The organism is Bradyrhizobium sp. USDA 4461 (assembly GCF_054055655.1).
In genome coordinates this window covers 3,148,782-3,172,289 of record NZ_JBSRXM010000001.1, presented here as the reverse complement: position 1 = coordinate 3,172,289, position 23,508 = coordinate 3,148,782, and the positions used below count along the sequence as shown (strand labels likewise).

General features: G+C 65.4%; 25 protein-coding genes. 13 read left to right on the top strand and 12 right to left on the bottom strand.

What is annotated here, in order from left to right; all coding sequences use genetic code 11:
• Positions 1–132: 132 nt before the first annotated feature.
• From ACVINW_RS14790 to ACVINW_RS14775, 4 genes are all read right to left on the bottom strand, one after another.
• Positions 133–1,065, bottom strand: coding sequence for a transporter substrate-binding domain-containing protein (locus ACVINW_RS14790; RefSeq protein WP_456756398.1), 933 nt, complete (start codon positions 1,063–1,065; stop codon positions 133–135).
• 178 nt (positions 1,066–1,243) lie between these two features.
• Complete coding sequence (locus tag ACVINW_RS14785) at positions 1,244–1,834, bottom strand: SCO family protein (protein WP_456751975.1); 591 nt, start codon at positions 1,832–1,834, stop codon at positions 1,244–1,246.
• Positions 1,835–1,852: 18 nt separating this feature from the next.
• A complete protein-coding gene (locus ACVINW_RS14780; protein WP_456751974.1) occupies positions 1,853–2,041 on the bottom strand; it encodes a hypothetical protein in 189 nt (62 codons plus the stop codon).
• A 116-nt stretch (positions 2,042–2,157) separates the two neighbouring features.
• Positions 2,158–2,622: a hypothetical protein gene (locus tag ACVINW_RS14775; protein ID WP_456751973.1), complete on the bottom strand. Its 465-nt coding sequence runs from the start codon at positions 2,620–2,622 to the stop codon at positions 2,158–2,160.
• Between the two features lie 277 nt (positions 2,623–2,899).
• Between ACVINW_RS14775 and ACVINW_RS14770 the strand changes: the two genes are divergently transcribed.
• The gene (locus ACVINW_RS14770; RefSeq protein ID WP_456751972.1) at positions 2,900–4,558 is read left to right on the top strand and encodes an FAD-binding dehydrogenase; all 1,659 of its coding nucleotides are present in this window, start codon (positions 2,900–2,902) and stop codon (positions 4,556–4,558) included.
• Positions 4,559–4,633: 75 nt separating this feature from the next.
• Here ACVINW_RS14770 and ACVINW_RS14765 read toward each other — a convergent pair whose 3' ends face one another.
• The gene (locus ACVINW_RS14765) at positions 4,634–4,993 is read right to left on the bottom strand and encodes a hypothetical protein (RefSeq protein WP_456751971.1); all 360 of its coding nucleotides are present in this window, start codon (positions 4,991–4,993) and stop codon (positions 4,634–4,636) included.
• Positions 4,994–5,241: 248 nt separating this feature from the next.
• Positions 5,242–5,589, bottom strand: coding sequence for a winged helix-turn-helix transcriptional regulator (locus ACVINW_RS14760; RefSeq protein ID WP_456751970.1), 348 nt, complete (start codon positions 5,587–5,589; stop codon positions 5,242–5,244).
• 105 nt (positions 5,590–5,694) lie between these two features.
• On the opposite strand from ACVINW_RS14760, the gene ACVINW_RS14755 reads away from it, so the two are divergent.
• Complete coding sequence (locus tag ACVINW_RS14755; RefSeq protein WP_456751969.1) at positions 5,695–7,143, top strand: CDGSH iron-sulfur domain-containing protein; 1,449 nt, start codon at positions 5,695–5,697, stop codon at positions 7,141–7,143.
• Between the two features lie 306 nt (positions 7,144–7,449).
• Complete coding sequence (locus tag ACVINW_RS14750; RefSeq protein ID WP_375786669.1) at positions 7,450–7,800, top strand: RidA family protein; 351 nt, start codon at positions 7,450–7,452, stop codon at positions 7,798–7,800.
• 59 nt (positions 7,801–7,859) lie between these two features.
• Here ACVINW_RS14750 and ACVINW_RS14745 read toward each other — a convergent pair whose 3' ends face one another.
• Positions 7,860–8,924, bottom strand: a complete 1,065-nt coding sequence (locus ACVINW_RS14745; protein WP_456751968.1) for an aromatic ring-hydroxylating dioxygenase subunit alpha — start codon at positions 8,922–8,924, stop codon at positions 7,860–7,862.
• A 107-nt stretch (positions 8,925–9,031) separates the two neighbouring features.
• Between ACVINW_RS14745 and ACVINW_RS14740 the strand changes: the two genes are divergently transcribed.
• From ACVINW_RS14740 to ACVINW_RS14700, 9 genes are all read left to right on the top strand, one after another.
• Positions 9,032–9,940: a LysR family transcriptional regulator gene (locus tag ACVINW_RS14740; RefSeq protein WP_456751967.1), complete on the top strand. Its 909-nt coding sequence runs from the start codon at positions 9,032–9,034 to the stop codon at positions 9,938–9,940.
• 108 nt (positions 9,941–10,048) lie between these two features.
• Positions 10,049–10,411, top strand: coding sequence for a nuclear transport factor 2 family protein (locus ACVINW_RS14735; protein WP_456751966.1), 363 nt, complete (start codon positions 10,049–10,051; stop codon positions 10,409–10,411).
• Positions 10,412–10,566: 155 nt separating this feature from the next.
• Complete coding sequence (locus tag ACVINW_RS14730; protein ID WP_456751965.1) at positions 10,567–11,364, top strand: helix-turn-helix transcriptional regulator; 798 nt, start codon at positions 10,567–10,569, stop codon at positions 11,362–11,364.
• Positions 11,365–11,469: 105 nt separating this feature from the next.
• Positions 11,470–12,639: a cytochrome P450 gene (locus ACVINW_RS14725; RefSeq protein ID WP_456751964.1), complete on the top strand. Its 1,170-nt coding sequence runs from the start codon at positions 11,470–11,472 to the stop codon at positions 12,637–12,639.
• Between the two features lie 248 nt (positions 12,640–12,887).
• The gene (locus ACVINW_RS14720; RefSeq protein ID WP_456751963.1) at positions 12,888–13,280 is read left to right on the top strand and encodes a DUF5132 domain-containing protein; all 393 of its coding nucleotides are present in this window, start codon (positions 12,888–12,890) and stop codon (positions 13,278–13,280) included.
• A 148-nt stretch (positions 13,281–13,428) separates the two neighbouring features.
• The gene (locus ACVINW_RS14715; protein ID WP_456751962.1) at positions 13,429–13,986 is read left to right on the top strand and encodes an HMA2 domain-containing protein; all 558 of its coding nucleotides are present in this window, start codon (positions 13,429–13,431) and stop codon (positions 13,984–13,986) included.
• A gap of 28 nt (positions 13,987–14,014) precedes the next feature.
• Positions 14,015–16,132 carry a heavy metal translocating P-type ATPase gene (locus ACVINW_RS14710; protein ID WP_456751961.1) on the top strand — a complete coding sequence of 706 codons (2,118 nt, stop codon included), beginning with the start codon at positions 14,015–14,017 and terminating at the stop codon, positions 16,130–16,132.
• Entirely contained in the window at positions 16,129–16,968 is an 840-nt protein-coding gene (locus tag ACVINW_RS14705) for an EcsC family protein (protein ID WP_456751960.1), read from the top strand. The genes ACVINW_RS14710 and ACVINW_RS14705 overlap by 4 nt, the downstream gene beginning before the upstream one ends.
• Positions 16,969–16,998: 30 nt before the next feature.
• Positions 16,999–18,231, top strand: a complete 1,233-nt coding sequence (locus ACVINW_RS14700) for a DUF445 domain-containing protein (RefSeq protein WP_456751959.1) — start codon at positions 16,999–17,001, stop codon at positions 18,229–18,231.
• Positions 18,232–18,246: 15 nt separating this feature from the next.
• On the opposite strand, the gene ACVINW_RS14695 is transcribed toward ACVINW_RS14700, so the two are convergent.
• From ACVINW_RS14695 to ACVINW_RS14680, 4 genes are all read right to left on the bottom strand, one after another.
• The gene (locus tag ACVINW_RS14695) at positions 18,247–18,441 is read right to left on the bottom strand and encodes a hypothetical protein (RefSeq protein WP_456751958.1); all 195 of its coding nucleotides are present in this window, start codon (positions 18,439–18,441) and stop codon (positions 18,247–18,249) included.
• Between the two features lie 5 nt (positions 18,442–18,446).
• Positions 18,447–19,550 (bottom strand): hypothetical protein, encoded by a 1,104-nt coding sequence (locus ACVINW_RS14690; RefSeq protein WP_456751957.1) that lies wholly within the window; start codon positions 19,548–19,550, stop codon positions 18,447–18,449.
• Between the two features lie 127 nt (positions 19,551–19,677).
• A complete protein-coding gene (locus ACVINW_RS14685) occupies positions 19,678–20,607 on the bottom strand; it encodes a dihydrodipicolinate synthase family protein (protein WP_456751956.1) in 930 nt (309 codons plus the stop codon).
• Positions 20,608–20,643: 36 nt separating this feature from the next.
• Positions 20,644–21,810 (bottom strand): NADH:flavin oxidoreductase/NADH oxidase, encoded by a 1,167-nt coding sequence (locus ACVINW_RS14680; protein WP_456751955.1) that lies wholly within the window; start codon positions 21,808–21,810, stop codon positions 20,644–20,646.
• A 268-nt stretch (positions 21,811–22,078) separates the two neighbouring features.
• On the opposite strand from ACVINW_RS14680, the gene ACVINW_RS14675 reads away from it, so the two are divergent.
• Positions 22,079–23,098, top strand: coding sequence for an LLM class flavin-dependent oxidoreductase (locus ACVINW_RS14675; RefSeq protein ID WP_456751954.1), 1,020 nt, complete (start codon positions 22,079–22,081; stop codon positions 23,096–23,098).
• 196 nt (positions 23,099–23,294) lie between these two features.
• On the opposite strand, the gene ACVINW_RS14670 is transcribed toward ACVINW_RS14675, so the two are convergent.
• Positions 23,295–23,474: a hypothetical protein gene (locus tag ACVINW_RS14670; RefSeq protein WP_456751953.1), complete on the bottom strand. Its 180-nt coding sequence runs from the start codon at positions 23,472–23,474 to the stop codon at positions 23,295–23,297.
• Between the last annotated feature and the right edge of the window lie 34 nt (positions 23,475–23,508).

The following is a 23,508-nucleotide window of genomic DNA, read 5'->3' as shown; positions in this document are numbered from 1 at the left end:
AAAACTAACGCTTTCGCGGCAAAATGCAAAACGACGGGAAGCTTGTCGTTATTCCGGGATGGTGCGTCAGCACCAGACCCGGAATCTCGAGATTCCGGGTTCGATGCTACGCATCGCCCCGGAATGACGGAGCTAAAACGGGCTGATCGAGAAATAGCGCAGCCACAGATCGGTGAAGCGGCCTTTTTCCCAGATCCGGAACAGCGCCCAGTTCAACGACTGCCGCAGCAGATCGTTGCCCTTGCGCACGGCGATGCCGACGCCCTCGCCGAAATAACGGCTCTCGACGAAAGGGCCGCCGGAGAACGCGCAGCATTCGGCGGAATCGGTGCCGTTGATCCAGAACGCCAGAGAGATCGCATCGCCGAAGATGAAATCGACCTCGCCGCGGCGCAGTGCCGCACGCAGCGCATCGTTATCCGGGTACGAATGGATCTCGGCGTCGGTGAACATCGCCTTGAGATAGGCCTCGTGCGAGGTGCCGGCGATCACGCCGACCTTCTTGCCCTCGAGATATTCGGGACGGATTTCCGGCATCACGTTGTCACGGCGCGACACGAAGCGCGCCGGCGCGCGGTAATAAGGATCGGTGAAATCGACCTTGGTGCGCAGCTGCGGCGTCACCGCCATCGAGGCGATGATGGCGTCGCCCCGGTTGGTGGCGAGCGCATCGATCAGGGTCTCGAAGCGGCGCATCTGGATGGTGCAGGTGACCTTGATCTCGTCGCACAGCGCACGCGCCAGGTCGACGTTGAAGCCGGCCGGATTGCCATCAGGGCCAGTGAAGTTGAACGGCGGATAATCGGTCTCGGTCAGGAAGCGGATCACGGTGAGGCGCGACAGGTCGGGCCGGTCGGGCCTGCGCCGCGGATCCCAGAAGCCGGGCACCGCCTGGGGCGCGGCCTCGGTGGCTTTGGGTGGCTGGGTTGGCGGCGACGGAGCCGCTGCTGCCGGCGGCGGCGCGGGTGCCGGCTGTGCAGGGGCCGCCTTGGCGGCCGGAGCCGGCGCGCTCTTCGCCGCCGGGGCCTGTGCCGGAGGCGTCTGCCCGGCCGCGGGCCCCCCCATGGCCAGCACGGCGGCGGCCAGCAATCCCGCGGCCAGGCGAGACTGGCGCGAGCGGACGGCACATGGCTGGGCAGACAGATTGGGCATAACCGGCAATATCAGGAAATTGAACGGCTTATAGACCATCCGGCGCGTGAAGCGAGCGCCGAATGGGTTAATTCTGAACCGGAAAAAGCGATCAGAGATACCGTTTGAGATCAGCCGCCGCCTCTTCCGGCGTCCGTTTCAGATTGAACGGCGCGACGAAATGACCGTCGCGGTCCATCAGATAGATCAGCGCGGTGTGGTCCATCGTGTAGTCGCCATCCTTGAGCGGCACCTTCTTGGCGTAGACACGGTAGCTCGACAGCACCTTGGCGATCGCTGCCGGGTCGCCGGTCAGGCCCTTGAGGTGTGGATCGAAGCTCGACAGGTAATCCTTCATCGCCGAGGCGGTGTCGCGCTCCGGGTCGACCGAGACGAAATAAGCATTCACGCGGTCGGCATCCTTGCCCATCGCCTTCAGCACCTCGGAAATCTCGAACAGCGAGGTCGGGCAGATGTCCGGGCAATGGGTGAAGCCGAAGAAGATCAGCGTCGGCTTGCCCTGGAGGTTCTTGTCGGTGACGGTCTGCCCAGACTGGTCGGTGAGTTGGAACGGGCCGCCGATCGCGGCCGGCGCGGCGACGGTGCGCAGGCCGCCGACCGCCCACAGCATAAGGAACAGGCCGACCGCCAGACTGCCGGCGAAGGCAGCAAAGATCACCAATGGGCGCGTGGTCCGGGGCATGATGCGAGAGCGTCCTTGTCAGAAGCAGGCGGCGATGCCGGCCGTGATCATTTCGAAAAATACCGCGGTCCCGTAGTGGAACCAGAGCGCGGCGGCGGCAAGCAAGGCCAATCCGCCGATGCCGGCAGCGCCCCACAGGATCGCAGACGCCACCCGGCCCTGCGGAGCCGCGACGAGCTCGGGTCGGGTGGAGATCGGCTGAACCATGCGGTTGAGATAAGCCCGGTTCCGGCAGGCAGCAAGCGCAATGGCGGTCGCAGGCCGTCAAATGAGTGCGAGGCGATTTCCGGCGCTTATCCCGTCATGCCGGGGTCGGCTGCGCCTCAATGCTCGCCCTTGGCCGAGGCCTGGGCGTTGAGGTAGCACGGCTTGTACAGCGCCTGCAGTTGCTTGCCTTGCAGGAAGATCATGCGCCGGGTCAGACCGCCGCGACCCGTGATCCATTTGCGCACCGCCGGCGGATACATCAGGTACAGCATATGGGTGGCTTCGGGATTGGGCACCGGACGGCCGTCATCACCGTAATCCCAGGCGGCATGGAAGCCGAGGCTGGCATGCGAGGTCACGCAAATCCGGTCGTGAGGAACCTTGCCGAGCACGATGGTGCAGGCCGAGGCGCACAGCCCGTCGATGATCACGGTCTCACCCGAGGTGCGCAGGTCCTGATATTTGTCGACATAGACGCCGATCTTGCCGCCGCGATCGTCGGCGATCCTGACCACTGCGTGAGACGCCCCCATTCCCGCCAGCAGGAGAACCGCAGCGAGCAACCCCGTCAGCAACTTCATTTTGGCCAGCCCCAGTCGAAACCGAATCTGTTTGGTCTGTGATGCACGACAATCGTGAGCGTGTTGCGGCGACGGATTTTTGTCCAGACGAGCGAAGCCGGTCAAAACAAATTCAAATTGGGTGTTGCGCGCACGCTGCACTGGCGCGTGGAAAGGTCCCAAACTGGAACAGCTTGCCGCAATTATTTGGTGCCTCGCCGCCACAGGCAAGGTCCATTTGGCGTTGACCGCGCACAACGACGTGGTCTTGATTCACGGCGGGATGGGGGAATCAAACATGGCTGACGATGCAGATGTGATCGTGGTCGGCGCCGGGCTTGCCGGTCTGGTTGCCGCAACCGAGATCGCCGATGCGGGCAAGCGCGTCATCGTGCTCGACCAGGAAGGGGAACAGAGCATCGGCGGCCAGGCGTTCTGGTCGTTTGGCGGATTGTTCCTGGTCGATTCGCCGGAACAGCGCCGGCTCGGCATCAAGGACTCTGCCGACCTCGCGTTGCAGGACTGGATCGGCACCGCCGGTTTCGATCGCGAGGAGGATCATTGGCCGCGCAGATGGGCCAAAGCCTATGTCGCGTTCGCGGCGGGCGAGAAGCGCGACTGGCTGCGCGCGATGGGCCACCGCATCTTCCCGGTGGTCGGCTGGGCCGAACGCGGCGGCTACGACGCGATGGGCCATGGCAATTCGGTGCCGCGCTTCCACGTCACCTGGGGCACCGGTCCCGGCATCGTCGAGCCGTTCGAGCGTCGCGCGCGCGACGCTGCGAACAGCGGACGGATCATCTTCAAGTTCCGCCATCGCGTCGATGCGCTCAGCGTGACCAACGGCGCGGTCGACGGCGTCAGCGGCGCGGTCCTGGAACCGACGTCGGTCGAGCGCGGCAAGAGTTCGTCGCGCAACGTGGTCGGCGATTTTTCCCTGCGCGCGCAGGCGATCATCGTCGCCTCCGGCGGCATCGGCGGCAATCATGATCTGGTGCGGCAGAACTGGCCGACGCGGCTCGGCGCGCCGCCGAACTTCATGATCTCCGGCGTACCCGAACATGTCGACGGCCGCATGATCGGGATCACCGAGCAAGCAGGCGGCCGGCTGATCAACCGCGATCGCATGTGGCACTATGTCGAGGGCATCCAGAACTGGAACCCGATCTGGCCGCGTCACGGCATCCGGATTCTGCCGGGGCCATCGTCGATGTGGTTCGACGCCACGGGCAAGCGATTGCCGGCGCCGCTGTTCCCGGGCTCCGACACGCTCGGGCAACTGCATTACATCATGGGCACCGGCTACGACTATTCGTGGTTCATCCTGACCCAGAGCATCATCAAGAAGGAATTCGCGCTGTCGGGCTCGGAGCAGAACCCCGACCTCACCGGAAAAAGCTGGCGCATGACGATCAAGCGCGCCACCAACAAGGGCGCGCCCGCGCCGGTCGAGGCCTTCAAGCAGCACGGCGCCGACTTCATCGTGCGCGACAATCTCGCCGATCTCATCAGTGCCATGAACAAGCTCGCCGGCAATGATCTGTTGCAGCTCGACGCCATCAAGGCGCAGATCGAAGCGCGCGATCGCGAGATCATCAATCCCTACGTCAAGGATGCGCAGGTGATGAACCTGCACAATGCGCGGCGCTATATCGGCGACCGGCTGATCCGGACCGCGAAGCCGCATCGCATCCTCGATCCCGAGCACGGCCCGCTGATCGCGGTGAAGCTCAACATCCTGACCCGCAAGACGCTCGGCGGCTTCGAGACCGACCTGGATTCACGCGTGTTCGGCAGGGATCACCAGATCATCCGCGGGCTCTACGCGGCCGGCGAAGCCGCCGGCTTCGGCGGCGGCGGCGTGCACGGCTATCGCTCGCTGGAGGGAACATTCCTCGGCGGCTGCCTGTTCTCGGGCCGCAATGCAGGGCGCGCGGCGGCGAAGGCGGTGGATTAAACCCGCCGGGTTTGAACCGGCGGGCTCTTGTCATTGAGTCGGAATTTCTTCGGCTACCTTGGAGCTATCTTGCGCTCACGCCAGCTTGGTGAAGAGCGTGAGAATGCCGTTGCTGAGATTGACCGCGACAACCTGTGCCGAGCTCAGTCCCTTCGCCTTCAGCGCGGAAGTCGCCTCCGTGGACGCGTCGATCGAACCCCGCAGGCTCTTCAGATCCTCTTCGCTTGCCTTTGCGATGACGGCCTCGACCCGTGACCGGACTTCGGGCTTCAGTTCCTTCACGTCCACGACCTGTATGGTCTTGATCGTGGCGGGCTGCTCAGACTGGGCCTGCGACGGCGTGTTCGGCTGCGTTCCCTGCACTTGCGCCCAGGCAGGCGCCCCAAGCGAGAGCGCGGCAACGATGATGGATGCCGTAGAGATACGGATGCGCATGAGCATTCCTTGTGTTGATTACCCCCAACATCCCGCGACAACGAGCTTTCCTCGCTGATGGTTCCGGCCGGAAATCCACTCTCCAGGCTGGTTCCGCGCGAAGGTTATGGAACCGTCGCAGGGCAGCGGTCAAATATCGAGGAACAACCCCATGCAAAGGAGCTGGCGGTGGCCGCGCTCGATCAAGCGACTTGACACGTCGGGCAACTCAGGGGCACACTTCCAATATTCCGAAATTACGCCCTCCCCTACTCCGCCTCCACGTTGAGGAAGCGGACACCGAACGTGTCGGCATTCGCCTGCCCCCAATCGTAGAGGGCCTGCAGCATCGGCTTCAGCATCTCGCCGCGTTTGGTCAGGCAATAGCGCGAGGCGCCGCCGCCGCGCTCCTGCTTGACGAAGCCTGAATTGCAGAGATCGCGCAGCCGCTCGGTCAACACCTTGTCGCTGAGCTGCGGGATGTCGTGGCGCAGTTCGCCATAGCGCATCGGGCGGACCTTCAGCCGGCTCAGGATCACGGTCTTCCATTTGCCGCTGAGCTGATCGATCGAGAACTCGACCGGGCAACCATATTTGCGCTTGGTCTTGCGGATCATCGCAACTCCCCTGCGGCACTTTCCATCTGGTTCGTTGAGCGCCGCCATCGATCCATCTAAGCACGCTTCGCGCGGGTTGGGCGAGTTCAGGGATCATTGCAAGGCATGACAGACGACAGTTCCGTCCAAGGGTCGAGCGACAGACAACCTCCACGCAAGCGCATCGCCGTCAGGCGCAACGGGCCGTATGAACCCGAGCCCGGCATTGCGATCGTCGATCATCTCGGCGTGCCGGTCGCGACCGAGGAGCCGGTGCGGCTCTGCCGCTGCGGACAATCGCAGACCAAACCGTTCTGCGACGACAGCCACGTTGCGCGCGGCTTCACCGACGGTAAGGATCCGCGGCGCGTGCCTGACAAGCTCGATGTCTATGCGGGGCAGCAGGCCCATGTGTTCGACAACCGCGGCACCTGCGCACATTCCGGCTTCTGCACCGACCGGCTCAACGCCGTGTTTCGCCTCGGCGAGGAGCCGTTCGTCGCGCCGAGCGGCGCGCGCCTCGACGACCTCATCAATGCGGTGCGCCGATGCCCGTCGGGCGCGCTCGGCATCGGCATGGGCCCGCAGTGTGATGCCAATTGGTCCGATGTCAGCCGGCCGCCGCAGATCGAAATATCGAAGGACGGGCCCTATCGCATCACCGGCCATGTCGAGCTGGTCGATGAGGACGGCACGCCGATCGCACCGAACGCGGGCGCGTCGCGGGAACATGTCAGCCTGTGCCGCTGCGGCTCGTCGCTGAACAAGCCGTTCTGCAGCGGCATGCACTGGAACGTCGCATTTCATGACCCCGTGCTCGATCCGATGCGCGAGCCGACACTGTTCGAATGGGCCGGCGGCTATCCGGCGCTGCTCGACATGACGCGCATCTTCTACAGCCGCTATGTGCCGGAGGATCCGCTGCTCGGCCCGCTGTTCGCCGAGATGTCGCCGGACCATCCCGAACGGGTCGCGGCCTGGCTCAGCGAGGTGTTCGGCGGCCCGCGCTTCTACACCGAACGCTATGGCGGTTATCGGCGGATGGTGTCGCAGCACATCGGCAAGCGGATCAGGCCCGAGCAGCGCGCGCTGTGGGCCACCTACATGGTGCAGAGCGCCGACGATGCCGGGCTGCCGTCCGATCCGGAATTCCGCGCCGCCTTCGTCGCCTATATCGAATGGGGCTCGCGGATTGCGGTGGAGAATTCCGGCCCCGGCGCGACACCGCCGCCGAACATGCCGGTGCCGCGCTGGTGGTGGGTCTGCAACACAACGCCGGCCGCGCGGCCGTCGGCAGCCGCGAGCGACGTGCCCGTCGCGAATGACCGCGGCGTCGCGCTGCCCGGTCCCGGCGAGACCGTGCAGTTCGAACAGCACATCCGGCCGCTGTTCCGGCCGATGGATCGCAACGCGATGCTGTTCGCGTTCGATCTCTGGAAGGAGGCGGACGTTGCCAGGCACGGCCGGCAGATTCTAGCGCGCCTCGAGGCCGGGACCATGCCGTGCGACGGCGCCTGGCCGGCCGAGCGGGTGGCACTGTTCGCACGCTGGGCAGGTGCTGGATCGAATCCTTGAAAATTGTGATTGCGCCGAGGCAGTCTCTGCTGTCGTCCCTGCCTAGTGCGCAATTGCGCACGGGAGCAGGAACCCAACTACCGCTCCAAATCGTTGAGTGCGCTGGGGCCGCAATGTGCTTCACGGCTGATTTCCGTGGTTATGAGTCCCGGATCGCGCTTCGCTTGTCCGGGACGACACTGTGTTCGTGGTCGCCGCGATTTCGGTGCAATTTAAGCCATTTCCATCAGCCGCGTTGCAAAATGCGCAGTGGCGCGGACCGGTCTGGCACGTTAGACAGTGCCCGCCATTCAAGTGGAGACCCAAATGAGCATTCAGCGTTTCGAAACCGGCCCGCGCATGAGCCAGGCCGTCGTGCACGGCAACACCGTCTATCTCGCCGGCGTCGTCGCCGGCAAGGCGGCGGGCGGCAGCGTCACCGACCAGACCAAGGATATCCTGTCGATCATCGACGGCCACCTCGCCAAGGCCGGCACCGACAAGTCGAAGCTGCTCAGCGCGACGATCTACATCACCGACATGAAGACATTCCCGGAGATGAACGCGGTGTGGGACTCGTGGGTCTCCCAGGGCAATACCCCGGCCCGCGCCACCGTCGAGGCCAAACTCGCGGCGCCGCAATACAATGTCGAGATCATGGTCGTCGCTGCCAAGTAGGCGCTGCGATTGACGATCAAAAATGGCGCGGCGGCCCCAGGCCACCGCGCCATTCGCTTTTAAGCGGCGCGCGCCGCGCTTTTCTCCGCATCGAGCCTGCGGGCGAACAGCCAGCGGAAATAGGTTAACGGCGCATCGGCGCCGATCGCGAGCAGCTGATAGTCCGGATCGGCGTCGAGCACCTTCTGCTGCGCCTCGATGAAGTCCTTGTCCTCGTTGAAGGCCTCCTCGAGCGAATGCCGCAGCGACAGCGATATGTTCGGATTGTCGATGTCGAAATCGTGCAAATAGTTCCAGAAGAAGTGCGTCGACGAGCGCGTCTCCGGCGTCATGAACTGCGCGTTGCGATAGGACCGCGTGCCCGGGACCTGAACGCCCTTCTCGACGCCCTGCCCGGCCGGCGCAAAGGTGGTGTCGAGCGTGAAGATGCCCGGCACGATCATGCGGCCGATATTGCGGCGGTCGACCTTGTCGTCGCGGTTCGAGATCACCTTCTTGTGGTAGGGCGGCGCATCGGCGCCCATGTGCCAGCGCTCGACGCGGAAGCCGTCGTCGAGCTTCTCGATCGCGACCGGCTTGGTCTTGTAGGCGTATTCCTCGGAGCCGCCGAGCGTGTTGGTGTGCACGAACGCGAGGTGCGCGAAGTCGCTGAGGTTATCGACGATCAAGAGCCAATTGGCCTTATAGTGCATGTAGCCCGGCAGGCCGCGCCATTTGGGATCTTCGAGCGGCGGATAGTCGAGGATCAGCTTCGGATCGGCCTTTTCGGGATCGCCGGTCCAGATGAAGATCATGTTGTAGCGTTCGACCACCGGATAACTGCGCACGCCGAGCTTGGCCGGAATCGCGTCCTGCCCGGGGATCTGGATGCACTTGCCGTCGGCCGCGAACTTCATGCCGTGATACATGCACCTGATGTCGTCGCCTTCGATGCGTCCCATCGAGAGCGGCGCGGCGCGATGGCAGCAGCGGTCGTCCAGCGCGACGACCTTCCCGCTCGACCCGCGATAGAGCACGATCGGCCGCTCCAGGATGGTGCGCGCCAGCTTCTTGCCGTCGATCAATTCGTGGTTCAGCGCCGCCACGTACCAGGCGTTGCGCAGAAAAATTCCGTCGTCAGCCATATCACCCTCCCGATGCACGAATGCTTGCGGTCAGGTTTAGGTGATCCCGGCGGCTGGGATAATCCGATTTGGCTGGACACACTGTACCGCCGGATGGACAATCGGCCATGGAGTGGCGCGACTGGGAGCTGTTTTGCGAGGTTGTCGAGCATGGCGGCTTCACCGCGGCTGCGCGCGTGCTCGGACATCCCAAATCGAGCCTCAGTGCTGCGGTGCAGCGTCTGGAAGCCAATCTCGGGCTGCGTCTGATCGAGCGCACCACCCGGCACCTGCGGTTGACCGATTCCGGCGCGACCATCTATCGCAAGGTGCGCCCGCTGTTCGCCGCGCTGCACGACACCCACAGCGAGGCGCTGGCGATGTCCGGCGCGGTGGCGGGCACGCTGCGCATCAAGGCGCCGTACGAATTCGGCGCGCACCACGCGGGACCGGTCGCCTGCGCGGTGATGGGCCGCTATCCCGAGCTTTCGATCCGGATCGATGTCGAGCACGACATCGTCAACCCGATCGCCGAGAACTACGACATCGTGTTCGCGATGCTGGAGGCGCCGCTGCCGTCGGCCGGCATCGTGATCCGCCGCGTCTTCACCCTCGAACGCGGCCTGTTCGCGGCGCCGGCGCTGCTGGAGACATTCGGTGAGCCGCGCACGCTGGACGAATTGCGGAAGCTGCCGCTGCTGACCGGCCCCAGCGATCCGCCATGGGCGATCACTGCACCCGGCGGCGCGGTCGAGCACCTCGCGGTCGATCGCGCGCGGCTGACCAGCTCGAATGCGCATGTCCGGCTGCAGGCGGCGCTCGCCGGCCACGGCGTGCTGCGGGTCACAGCGAGCTACACCCGTGCCGCGGTCGCCGCCGGCCAGTTGCGGCGGGTCTTGCCGGACCATGCCTGCGAGCCGCTCAACGTGCACGCGCTGTTGCCGGCCCGGCAATTCGTCCCGGCCAAGGTACGCTGCTTCCTCGATGCGATGGAGGCACACGCCCGGGGTGATCCCGAGGCCTACATCAAGCCGTGACCATCGCGCCATAACGCGCGCGATGACCTCCGAGGTAATCGATCGGTGCAGGCGAACCTTCGATAGTCCGGACAGCCGCACAGTCCGGCCTATCAGAAGGAGAGCACCATGACCGACCACGCCACCATTGCCCGCCGCTATATCGAGCTCTGGAACGAGCGCACGCCGAGCCGGCGCCGCGAGATGCTGAGCGAGAACTGGACCGCCGATGCGCGCTATGTCGATCCGCTGATGAGCGGCGACGGCCATGAAGGCGTCGACGCGCTGATCGCGGGCGTGCAGCAGAAGTTTCCGGACTTCTCCTTCAAGCTGATCGGCGAGCCGAACGGCTTCGGCGACCACGTCCGCTTCTCCTGGGGGCTTGGGCCCGAGGGCGTCGACAGCCCGATCAAGGGCACCGATTTCGCCATGCTGAAGGACGGCCGGATCAGGAGCATCACCGGCTTCCTCGACCAGGTGCCGGGCGCCTGAGGCGCTTTCCCCACGGCCGTCATTCCCCGGTGCGCAATTGCGCACCGGGGAATGACGAGGGATAGAGCTGCTCTTGCCCCAATAGCGGGGACCGGCCCCCCGCTTCCACCCCCGTGGCGTCGCTGCTAGTCTTCCCGAAACACAGGGAGGACACCATGAAGGCCGATTTCGCCTTCAAGACTTCTGTCGTCAGCGACATCACGCCGGCACTGCTGGCGATCGGCCGCGACAGCTTTGCGCAAGCGCTGATCGGCACGCTGCGCCGCGTTGCCGGTGTCGGTCACTGCATGGTGTTCTCGTTCACCGGGCCGCGGTCGGCCGCGTGCCTGCTCGATGTCGGCAACATCCCGACCGGGCGCGATCTCGGGATCGCCTATTCCGAACATTTCCATCAGGCCGACCCGAACCGGGATACGGTGTTCGAAGGGCAGGCGCAGGCCGCCCCGATCCTGCTGCCGACTTTCGCCCGCCGCATGTACAGCGACGGCTATCGCAAGATCTTCTTCGACGATTCCGACATCGTCGACAAATTCGCCGCCGCGATCTGGACCGGCGATACCTGCTTCTACGTCAATTTCTACCAGATCACCGAGCAGGGCCGCTTCAGCCGCGAGCAGATCGCGCGCCTCGCCGCGGTCGCGCCGGCGCTGACCGCAGCCGTGGCCCGGCACTTCCAGGGCGAGCCGACTGCGGACGTTGATCCGATCGCGCGGCTGAAGACCCTGTTTGCGAACGCCGAGCCGCTCGCGAGACTGACCGGGCGCGAGAAGGAGGTCTGCCTGCGCATCCTCACCGGCCTCAGCTCGGAAGCGATCGCAGCCGAGCTCGGCATCGGGCTGCACTCCGCCCTCACCTATCGCAAGCGCGCCTATGACAAGCTCGGCATCTCCTCGCAGAACGAGCTGTTCGCGATCGCGCTGCGGCTGATGGCGTCGGGACACCGGCTGAACTGAGGGCGCTTTGAGGGCGGCCTCACTGTCCCCAACGGTAGGGACAGACCGGCGACAGCTGTGCGGCTATGCTTGGTCCGAAACCCGAGGCCAACCCGAGACCGCGCCGTGAGCACCGCTCCCCATTTCGACATCGACGTCACAGCGTTCTGGCAGGATCCCTATCCGGCACTGGCGCGCATGCGCAAGGAGGCCCCGATCGCCTTCGTGCCGCAGCTCGGCAGCACGTTGCTGTGCAACCGCGACGATATCTTCGTGTCGGAGAAGCAGATCGACGTGTTCTCGTCGCACCAGCCCGAAGGGCTGATGAACAAATTGATGGGCCACAACATGATGCGCAAGGACGGCGATGCGCACATGATCGAGCGCAAAGCAATCTTTCCGACGATCTCGCCGAAGACCGTGCGATCGCACTGGACCGCGCAGTTCGCCGGACATGCGAAGCGCATCCTCGACGAACTCGAGCCTGACGGCGTGGTCGACTTCGTGCAGGCCTTCGCGCTGCCGTTCTCGGCCGAATGCCTGAAATCGATCACCGGCCTCACCAACATGCGCTTCCAGGACATGAACGCCTGGTCGCAAGGCATGATCGACGGGGTGGCCAATTATGTCGGCGATCCCGCGATCGAGGCGCGCTGCCACGCGGCGACCGCGGGCATCGACGCCGCGATCGACGACATGGTCCCGATGCTGCGCAAGACGCCCGACCTCAGCCTGCTCGGCGTGCTGCTTCAGACCGAGATGCCGATGGAGAGCGTGCGCGCCAATATCAAGCTCGCGATCTCGGGCGGCCAGAACGAGCCGCGCGACGCGATCGCCGGCACGGTGTGGGCGCTGTTGACCCATCCGGACCAGTTGGCGCTGGCGATGGGCGGCGCGATCCCGTGGCTGCAGGTGTTCGAGGAATATGCCCGCTGGATCTCGCCGATCGGCATGTCGCCGCGGCGGATCGCCAAGCCCTGGACGATCCGGGACGTCGCCTTCGAGACCGATGAACGCGTGTTCCTGATGTTCGGCTCGGCGAACCGCGACGAGAAGCATTTCGACCGGCCCGACGCCTTTGACGTGCGCCGCGACGCCAGCAAGAGCATCGCGTTCGGCGCCGGTCCGCATTTCTGTGCCGGCGCCTGGGCCTCGCGCGCCATGGTGGCCGACGTCGCACTGCCCGCGATCTTCGAAAGGCTCAGGAATCTGCGCCTGATCGCGGACAAGCCGCCGCGGATCGGCGGCTGGGCCTTCCGCGGCCTGCTGGATTTACCGGTGACGTGGGACCGCTAGGACATAGCGCTGCTGGCATCCGGCCTGGCTTGCGCCGGATCCATGCAAAAGCAGCAAGACAGATACACTCGGACATCAATCCGCAGCCGCGACCGACGCTGCGTCGATCCGCAAATTCGTCCCTGCTGCGCTGCGACACCATGCCGCCAGAATCGGTCGGACGGCTGTAATGAAAGTGTCACGAATCCATTTCAATCCGCCGTTATTGATGAAACTGCAGTCAGTTGAGCGGTCACAAGGGATTTCCGATGAACCCGAATACCAATGGTAGCAGTCACGATACCGCCTTCCACCATGACGCCCCCGAGCAGGATTCCGAGGAAAGCGGCGGCATCAACAAGACGGTCGCGGTTGTCGCGGTGGTGGCTGTGGGTGCAGCCGTGTTCGAAGCTGCCCTGCTGCCTGGACTTGCACTCGGCGTTGCCGCGGTTGCGGCGCCGAAGTATCTGCCGAAACTGGCCGGCGCACTCAATCCGCTGTTCAAATCCACCGTTCGCGGCACCTACAAGTTCGCGCAGAAATCGCGCGAAATGTTCGCCGAAGCCCATGAGCAGGTGAACGACATCGTCGCGGAAGTGAAGGCCGAAGGCCAGGCGCAGGAAAAGGCGGCGGCAGAGGGCCGGACGCACTCCGCGGCCTGAGCCGGACGCCCAACGCTCAGGATACGACGAGACGACATGCGCCGGTGACCGTCGTTGCGATGGAGAGACCGGCGCCACAGGCAATTGTGTTCGACGACGGCATCGTTCACGTCCCGCGCCGGCGCTCGAATGCTGTTGGAGGACGACGATGACCAAGATGAAGCTGCAGATTGCGCATCAGGTTCCCGGCCGGATCCGCATGAAGGTGCCGTCGGCCAAGGAGAATCCCGAGCTTCTTGAGCAGATCAAGCAGACCTTCAGCGTCATTCCCGGCATCGAGGAGGTCATCGTCAACCCGGCGACCGGAAGCATCGTGCTGCACTACGACACCGAGCGGCACGACGAATTTCACGGCCGGCTCGAGCACCATACCGGTGGCCATTACAAGCCGCCGACCAACGAGATCGACGCGCTCGCCACCAAGATCGAGCAGGAAGCCGAGTACCTCGCCGAGCATTCGCATACGGCCAAGGTAATCGTCGATTTCTTCAAGGACTTCGACAACGGGATCAAGGTCGCCACCGGAAACGTCGTCGACCTGAAGATCCTGCTTGCCACCGGCATTGCCGGCTTCACCATCTTCGAAGTCGGCGCCAGCGCCGCGACGCCGGTTTGGGTCACGCTGGCGATCTTTGCACTCAACCACATGATTCAGGCCAACATGGGCGCCGCGGAAGAGGCGGAGCCGGCAGGCGCGAAGGCCTGACGCGCGCGAGGGGCGAGAGCGCAAATTCATGGACTTCCGTTTCTGCCACTCGATGCCAGGCCGCATTCGTCTGAGCATCCCGGCGCTCGGACACAATCGCAAGCTGGGTGAAAGCTGCCTTGGCTGGCTGCGGGCGCAGGACGGGATCAGGACCGCACGGATCAACTACGACTGCGCGAGCCTCGTGCTGGAATACGATCCGGCGCACGAGCAAAGGCTGCTCGCGCTGCTGAACGGCTTCAAGAGCATGAGCCTCGCCGACGTCAAGGCGCTCTGTGCAAGCGCCACGCCGGAGGTGGCTTCGCCGCGCGCCAGCGTCCCGGAGGTCTCCAAGCGCTCGCCGCTGGCGCTGCCGACGCTGTCGCTGTTCATGGCTTTCAGCGCCAATCCGGTGATCGCGGCGGTCAACATGCCGCTGATGCTCTGGAATGCGATTCCGATCGCCAGGCGCGCGTGGAAGGTCTGGGCGAACGAGAGCCGGCTGAACATCGATGTGCTCGATACGCTCGCGATCAGCGCCTCGGTGATCCAGGGCAACCCGCTGGCCGGCTGCATCGTCACCTGGCTGATCAAGCTCGGCGACTGGATCCGCGACCTGACCGCCGCCGGCTCGCGGCGCGCGATCAACGAGCTGCTCGAATTCCAGTCGAAGACGGCCTGGCTGCTGCGCGACGGCGAGGTGGTATCGATCGCCGCCGCCGAGCTGAAGAACGGCGACATCGTCGTGGTGTATCCCGGCGAGATGATCCCGGTCGACGGCGAGATCATCGACGGCTCCGCCACCATCGACCAGAAGACGATCACCGGCGAGGGCCTGCCGGTGCATCGCGGCAAGGGCGAGGCCGCCTTCGCCGCGACTGTGATCCGCGAGGGCCAGATCACGTTGCGGGCGCTGCGCGTCGGAACCGCGACCACCGCCGGCCAGATCGTGCGGCTGATCGAATCCGCGCCGATCGGCGACACCCGCATGCAGAACCATGCCGAGCGCTTCGCCGACCGGCTGGTGACCCCGACGCTGGCGCTCGCCACCGGCACCGCCATGGTCTCGGGCGATTTCAATCGCTTCCTGTCGCTTGTGATCGTCGACTACGGCACCGGCATCCGGGTCGCCGCGCCGACGTCGGTGCTGTCCTCGATGACCTTGGCCGCCCGCACCGGCATGATCATCAAGAGCGGCGGCCATATGGAGAAGCTCGCCGGGATCGACACCATGGTGTTCGACAAGACCGGCACCCTGACTCACGGCACGCCCGCCGTGATCGACGTGATCTCCTATCAGAAGCAGATCACGCCGAACCATTTGCTCGGGCTCGCCGCGGCCGCCGAGACCAAGCTGCAACATCCGGTCGCCGAAGCGCTGCGCACCCGCGCCCGGCAGCTCGCGGTGAACATTCCGCCCTGCAACGAAACCACCTACCGCCTCGGCCTCGGCGTCGAGGGCCAGGTCAACGGCTACTACGTCCATGTCGGCAACCAGCGCTTCATGCGCCAGAGCGAGATCGCGGTCGATGCCTCGGTCCTCGATCGCGCGGCGCTCGACGAGCGCGGCTATTCGAGCCTGTACATCGCCGTCGACGGCAAGCTCGCCGGCCTCGTGCCGTATTCCGACGAGATCCGCGAGGAGAGCCGTTCGGTGATCCAGCGGCTGCATGCGCTGGGCGTCAAGAACAGCATCATGCTGACCGGCGACAATGCGGTGGTGGCGCGCGCCGTCTGCGAGAATCTCGGGCTGACCGAGCACTTCGCGGACATGCTGCCGGCCGACAAGGCCGGCGTGATCCAGGAGTTGCAGCGCCAGGGGCGACGAGTCGCCATGGTCGGCGACGGCATCAACGATTCCCCGGCACTCAGCTTCGCCGATGTCGGAATCGCCATGAAGCATGGCGCCGAAGTCACCCACGAATCCGCCGACGTCATCCTGATGGAGGATTCGCTCTGGAAGCTGGTCAAGGCGGTCGAGATCTCGCAAGGCGCGGTCAGCCTGATCAAGCAGAACTATGCCATCGTCGCCGCGCTCAACACGCTGGCGCTCGGCCTTGCCTTGCCCGGCGGCCTGATCACGCCGGAGGTGACCGCCCTGATCAGCAACGGCTCGGCGATCCTGGCGAGCGTCAACGGCATCCGGCCAATCCTCAGGTATCAATGAGCCAGGATGTCGCCCCGCTCCTTGTGCTTCCTCCCGGCGATCACGCCGCACTACAAGCCGCGGTCAAGACACTGGAAAGCCCCAACCTCGCAGCACGGATCGCCGACTATGCCGGCGTCCCCGTCAATCGCGTCCTGAACCTGCTGCCGAAAGCCGCCAACCGCCAGCTCAGCGGGCTGGTGCGCACGGCGGTCATGAAGGGACTGGAAGTCGCCGTCGACACGCTCGACGAGAAGCCGCCGCCCGCACCCGCGGTGACCTTCTCGTCGTTTCTCGCCGGCGTGACCGGAGGCGTCAGCGGCCTGTTCGGCTTCGGCGCGCTCGCGGTCGAACTGCCCCTGACGACGACCCTGATGCTGCGCGCGATCGCCGAAATCGCGCGGCACCAGGGCGAGGATCTCTCCAACATCGAGGCACGGCTCGCCTGTCTCGAAGTGTTCGCCTACGGCACCAAGCGCACCGACGAGACTGTCGACATCGGCTATTACGCCGCCCGCGCGCTGATCAGCAAGTACACCAGCGACGCCGCCGCCTATATCCTGGAGCGCGGCGCGGTGGATGCCTCCGCCCCGGTGATCTCCAACCTGGTCAGCGAACTGGTGTCCCGGTTCGGGCTGGTGGTCTCGGACAAGGCCGCGGCCGGCGCGGTTCCGATCATCGGCGCGGCGTTCGGCGCGACCGTCAACGTCATCTTCATGGATCATTTCCAGAAGATCGCGAAGGGGCACTTCACCGTGCGCCGGCTGGAACGGATCCACGGCAGCACCGGCGTTCGGCAACATTACGCGGCGATCGCGGCCGGGCTCGCGCCGCGGCGCGGCATCGCCACCGCATGAGGCGTTTGGCAGCAATTGGATATCGGCGCCGTGCTTCCGCCTGAGGACACCAGGCTGCGCGACCTCCGTCGCATGCGCTCGCTCGCCACAGCGCTGCTCGTGCTCATGCTGCTGGTATTCCTGGCGACCTCGATGGCGCAGCCGCACTGGCCTTGGCTGGCCTATCCGCGCGCCTTCGCCGAGGCCGGCATGATCGGCGCCTGCGCCGACTGGTTCGCGGTCGTCGCGCTGTTTCGTCATCCGCTCGGCATTCCGATTCCGCACACCGCGATCGTCCCGCAGAGCAAGCAGCGCATCGCGGTCGCGCTCGGCCGCTTCATCGCCAACAACTTCCTGTCGCCGCGCGTGATCGGCGATCGCATCCGCGACGTCGATATCGCCGGCTGGACGGCGCAATGGATCGAGCGGCCGTCGCATGCCCGCAGCGCCGCACAGCGCACGGTCTCGGCGGTCCATCAGGCCTTGCAGGCGACGCCGAGCGCCGACATCAACGCCTTCCTGACCCGCCGGACGCGGCAGGGGATCGCGGCGGTTCCGGTGGCGCCGCTGGCTTCGCGCGTGCTGGCGCTGTTGTGGGCGCATGGCGATGCGCAGGCGCTGGTCGAGCGGCTGATCACGTCGGCCAGCGTGGCGCTCGCCAACAACAAGGAGACGATCCGCAAGAAGGTCTCGCAGCGCTCCTATCGCTTCGTGCCGAAATGGGTCGACGGCATCGTCGCCGACCGCGTCATCTCCGGCATCGGCCAGACGCTCGACGAGCTGCGCGAGCCGAACCATCCCTGGCGCATCGAGCTCAAGGCCGAGATCGAGCGCCTGATCGACCGGCTCGCCACCGATCCCGACTATCTCGCCAAGGGCGAGGAGCTGAAGCAGAACCTGCTCGATAACCCCGCCGTGATCCGGCAGATCGACGCGATGTGGCACGCCATCGAGGCGCGGCTGAATTCCGCAGCAGCCTCGGCTGCGATCGCGGACGCGATCGAAACCGCCCTGATGTCGGTTGCGGTGCGGATCCGCGACGATGCCGAGATGCGCGACCGCATCAACCGCTGGCTTCGCGTTGCCGCGCTGCGCGCGGTTGCGTCGCGGCGGCAGGAGATCGCGGCCTTCATCCGCAAGGTGGTCGAGAACTGGGATACCGAGACGCTGATCATGCGGATCGAGCTACAAGTCGGACGCGACCTGCAATTCATCCGGATCAACGGCACCGTCGTCGGCGGGCTCGTCGGTCTGGCGATCTTCTCTGTGTCACGCTGGCTGTAACGCGTTCGCTCACGGTCAGGGAAAACGAATGCGCAGCAGCGGCAATTGCTGGAGCCTGTCGAGCAGGCGTAGCATCTGGCTCGCGGCCATGCCAAGGCAGCCGAGAATGAAGCTACGCCGGGTCAAGCCTGGCTCGCGGTCCATCAATTCCAGCCGCTGGAGGCGCGGCTTGGGAGGGGTACGCGTGCACAAAGCGGGGAGCGTCGTCATCTGGATCAGCCGATCGGAATGCGGATTTCCGGCGCCGCGGTCATCTGCTCGATCGTGGTGTCGAACGACAGGCAGTCCGGATTCTCGCCCGGCATCCGGCGCAGCGTCTCGGCCAATTGCTCCTGCTCCAGCAGGAACGAGCGGCCGTCGCGCAGCCGGGCATAGGCGGCCCACGGCACGAATTTGGTGAACGGAAACGAGAATCCCTCGCGCGGCGACACGTCGATGTTGAGGCCGGAAACCAACAGCACATTCTTGGTCGCAAACGCCGGCTCGCGCAAAATGCTGCGGTAGGTGCGGTCGAACTCGGCCTGGGTGACGAAGCGCGCCGCATCCAGTGCGGGATGCGGCGACGTCACCAGCGCCGGCATCACTGGAGCGAGCGCCGCCTCGAGAATGTCATGGCCATCGGGACCTTCGGCCGGCGCGCGGCGGAAGTGAAACAGATCGGGCGACAGCGCCGTGCCGATCGGTGCCGGCGTCTCACCAAAGCTGGCCTCGCCAAGCCGCTGGCGGATCGCCGGGCTCGCGCGAAACACCTTCGAGGTGCTCAGCACGGTCAGCGGCTGAACCGGCATCTCGACCATCCGCTCGAGCGACAGGAAGAGGCCGTCGCTGCGGGCATCGTCGAGATATTGATTGTCGATCTGGAACACCGGCTCGCCATTGAGCCGGCTGCATTGCACCTGCCGGCAGGCATGCGCGTACTCGTCCTCGTACCAGCGCAGCACGCTGCAGAGCTTGCCGCAGCAATCTCCGAACCTGCAATCTTCGGTGCGGTGGCGCTGATAGACGCCGAAGCGGCCATCATCGGGATCGTAGCCGACATGGCTGGCCTGGATCAGCACCAGATCCTCGCCGTGATGGGCATAAGGTCCGTGGCGGTTGATCGCAACCTTGCCGCCGACCCGCCCATGGTCGAACGGAAACGTCCCGAAATGCTGGGCCAGCAGCATCACCGGATAGCCCTGGCTCTCGTCGGAGCAAAACGCCCGGGACGGCAGCATGTGCTGCCGTTCGAAGCCGAGCGAACGGCAATAATTGTAGAGCCGCGGCACGAAATGCCCGTAGCGCATCGCAAAGCGGCCAACCCGGAAGGTTTCGATCATCCGCGTCCGCCTGACCGGTCCGACATATCCAGCGCGCACGGGGGAAACGCCCCGCTCGCGCTACCGGACCAGAACGCTAGATGCGGTTGTTGACGGTTATGTGAATGCGGACGGCAGTGGGGCCGGCTCAACGCCCCCAGCGCAGCACGACCGGATCGAGCGTGCGCGCGATCTCGATCAGGCCGGCGCGCGTCGCCGGATGCAGCGGCTGCAACGGGTGGCGCACCGCGTCCGACTTGATGACGCCGCCCTCGCGCATCAGCACCTTGCAGGCTTGCAGCCCGCATTGCCGGTTCTCGTAATTGATCAGCGGCAGCCAGCGCGCATAGGCCTGCACGGCCTCGTCGCGGCGGCCGGCGAGGAACGGATCCATGATCTGGCGGATGCCGTCGGGATAGCCGCCGCCGGTCATCGCGCCGGTGGCACCGGCGTCGAGATCGGCCATCAGCGTGATCGCCTCCTCGCCGTCCCACGGCCCCTCGATCACGTTGCCGCCCTTCTCGATCAGACCGCGCAGCTTGTTGGCGGCCATCGGCACCTCGATCTTGAAATACCTGACATTGGCGAGCTCCTTTGCCATCCGCGCCAGGAAATCGATCGACAGCGGCGTGCCGGCGACCGGCGCGTCCTGGATCATGATCGGGATGCCGATCGCATCGGAGACCACGCGATAGAATTCGTAGATCGCCGGCTCGCCAACCCGGAAGGTCGCACCGTGATAGGGCGGCATGATCATCACCATCGCAGCACCGGCGGCCTCCGCCTCGCGGCTGCGCTCAGAGCACACCGCCGAGGAGAAATGCGTCGTGGTGACGATGACGGGAATGCGGCCGGCGACATGCTCGAGCACCGCATGCATCACGGACTCGCGCTCGGCATCCGTCAGCACGAACTGCTCGGAGAAGTTGGCGAGGATGCAGATGCCGTGCGAGCCGGCATCGATCATGAAATCGATGCAGCGGCGCTGTCCGTCGAGATCGAGGTTGCCGCTGGCGTCGAAGATGGTCGGCGCGACCGGGAAGACGCCGCGATAGGGACGTTTTGCGATTGTTGTCATGTGACGACCTCCCAGGTTTCTTGTCAGCTGTTCTGATTAAACGCTACGGAACGGCAGCGGCGGGCCTTCGAGCCTGCGCAGGCCCGGCTCGCGCCGCTCCAGCCACCAACCATACTGCTTCGGCCAGGATGCGAACACCTCGCCGCTTCCGCCGCCGAGCGCAAGCTCGGCGTGCAGCGGCCAGTTCGGATCGAACAGCGCCTCGCGGCCGATCGCGACCAGATCGGCCTGGCCGCCCGCCAGAACATCCTCGGCCTGCTGCGGATGCAGGATCAGGCCGACCGCGATGGTGGCGATCTCGGCGGCGCGGCGGATCTCGTCCGCATAAGGCACCTGAAACCCGTAACCGCGCGGAATCCGCGCCGCGGTCGCCGAGCCGAGCAGGCCGCCCGACGAGCAATCGATCAGATCGGCGCCGCGCGCCTTGGCCGCCTTGGCGAACGCGATCTGGTCCTCGAGCGTCAGGCCGCCATCGACACCGTCGACCGAGGAGATCCGTACCGACAGCGGCCGCTCCGCGGGCCATGCGGCGCGTACGGTCTCGATCACCTCGAGCGGATAGCGCATCCGCCCGGTGCGGTCGCCGCCATAGGCGTCGTTCCTGTGGTTCGACAGTGGCGAGAGGAATTCGTGCAGCAGATAGCCGTGCGCACAATGCACCTCGACGAATTCGAAGCCCGCCTCCACCGCACGCAGCGTGGCGCGCCGCCATTGCTCGCGCAGTGCTGCGAGCTCCTCGACATCGAGCGCGTGCGGCATCAGCCAGCCCTCCTCCATCGGGATCGCGCTCGGCGCCACCGTCCGCCACGGCAGATCGCCGCGGGCGTGGTCGGCTTCGTCGAGTGCGGCATTGCCGTACCAGGGTCGCTGCATGCTGGCCTTGCGTCCGGCATGCGCGAGCTGGATCGCGGGCACCGCGCCGTTGTCCTTCAGAAAGGCCGCGATGCGCTCCAGCGGCGCGATCTGCTCGTCGTTCCAGATGCCGACATCGCCATGGGTGATGCGGCCCTCGGCGGCCACCGCCGCAGCCTCGACCATCACGATCCCGGCGCCGCCCTGGGCGAATTTGCCGAGATGAACAAGATGCCAATCATTGGCGAGGCCGTCGGTCGCCGAATACTGGCACATCGGCGAAATCAGGATGCGGTTTCGGGAGGTCACGCCGCGAAGCGTGATCGGCTGAAACAGAAGCGGCTGCGGCATCGGGACCTGCGGGAACGTGATGGCGGGAGCAATGGTGGCGGAAAGCTAGGCGGCGCGCCGGAGGATCGCAAGTCACGCTGTGGCGCAGGCGGCAAGACCTGCACGCATGCGCAGTTGCGCAGCAGCGCGAGACGCGCAACCCGCAATATCAGCCGCAGAAAATCGTCCCGGCTGGTAAACACTTTCCATCGTTCCGGGGATGATTTCGGTCTCCCGAGGGGTCACGCCACCAATCGCAATTCGCACCGGACATGCCTACATTGCCGACATGAAGAAAATCGGATTCCTCTCGTTCGGGCACTGGACGCCCTCGCCGCAATCCCAGGCCCGCTCGGCCGCGGACGTGCTCCTGCAATCCATCGAGCTGGCGGTCGCCGCCGAAGAGCTCGGCGCGGACGGCGCGTATTTTCGCGTCCATCACTTCGCCCGCCAGCTGGCCTCGCCGTTCCCGCTGCTGGCGGCGGTCGGCGCCAAGACCAGCCGGATCGAGATCGGCACCGCCGTGATCGACATGCGCTACGAAAATCCGATGTACATGATCGAGGACGCCGGCGCGGCCGACCTGATCGCGCAGGGACGCCTGCAACTCGGCATCAGCCGCGGCTCGCCCGAGCAGGTGATCGATGGCTGGCGCTATTTCGGCTATCAGCCGGGCGAGGGCCAGACCGACGCCGACATGGGCCGCCGTCATGCCGAGATCTTCCTCGAGCTGCTGCGCGGCGAGGGCTTTGCGCAGCCGAATCCGCGGCCGATGTTCCCAAATCCGCCCGGCCTGCTGCGGCTCGAACCGCTCTCGGAAGGCCTGCGCGAACGCATCTGGTGGGGCGCCGGCTCGAACGCCACCGCGGTCTGGGCAGCGAAGCTCGGCATGAACCTGCAAAGCTCGACGCTGAAGAGCGACGAGACCGGAGAGCCTTTCCACATCCAGCAGGCCGCGCAGATCCGCGCCTACCGCGCCGCCTGGAAGGAGGCCGGTCACAGCCACGAGCCGCGGGTCTCGGTGAGCCGCAGCATCTTCGCACTGGTCGACGACCGCGACCGCGCCTATTTCGGCAACGGCCAGGAAGAAGACCAGATCGGCTTCATCGACGAGCGCACGCGCGCGATCTTCGGCCGCGGCTACGCCGCCGAGCCGGACAGGCTGATCGAACAGCTCAAGACCGACGAGGCGATCGCCGAGGCCGACACGCTGCTGCTGACCGTCCCCAATCAGCTCGGCGTCGCCTACAACGCGCATGTGATCGAGAGCATTTTGACTCACGTCGCGCCCGCGATGGGATGGCGCTGACCAGCACCGCGGCGGGCCGCCGGCCGTCCTGCGGTCCGGCGGAACTTCGTTCTCAAACGCGGAGAACTACGGAAACATAACCGCGCATTGTGAGAAGAACAGGTTGAGTACGGTTCGTTAGTTGTGCACGTTGCGTGAACAAACTGCCGTAATATCCCGGAACAATCCCGGGGCGCCTCTCCGGGGAGTGCTCGAGTCAGGAATCACGATCGCGATCACGGCGAGCGAGATCGTCGCGAAGCCGGTCGACGCGTTCATCAATTCGCTGGTTCAGTTCCTCGTCCTCTCTCGAAGTGCTGCTGCGGCGACGGGCGCGCACGAGACATACGCATCCGATCAGAACCATCGCAACGAGCGCGTAGAACCACCATTCCATCGATCGATCTCAAATGGACGCCCGCGAAAACGAG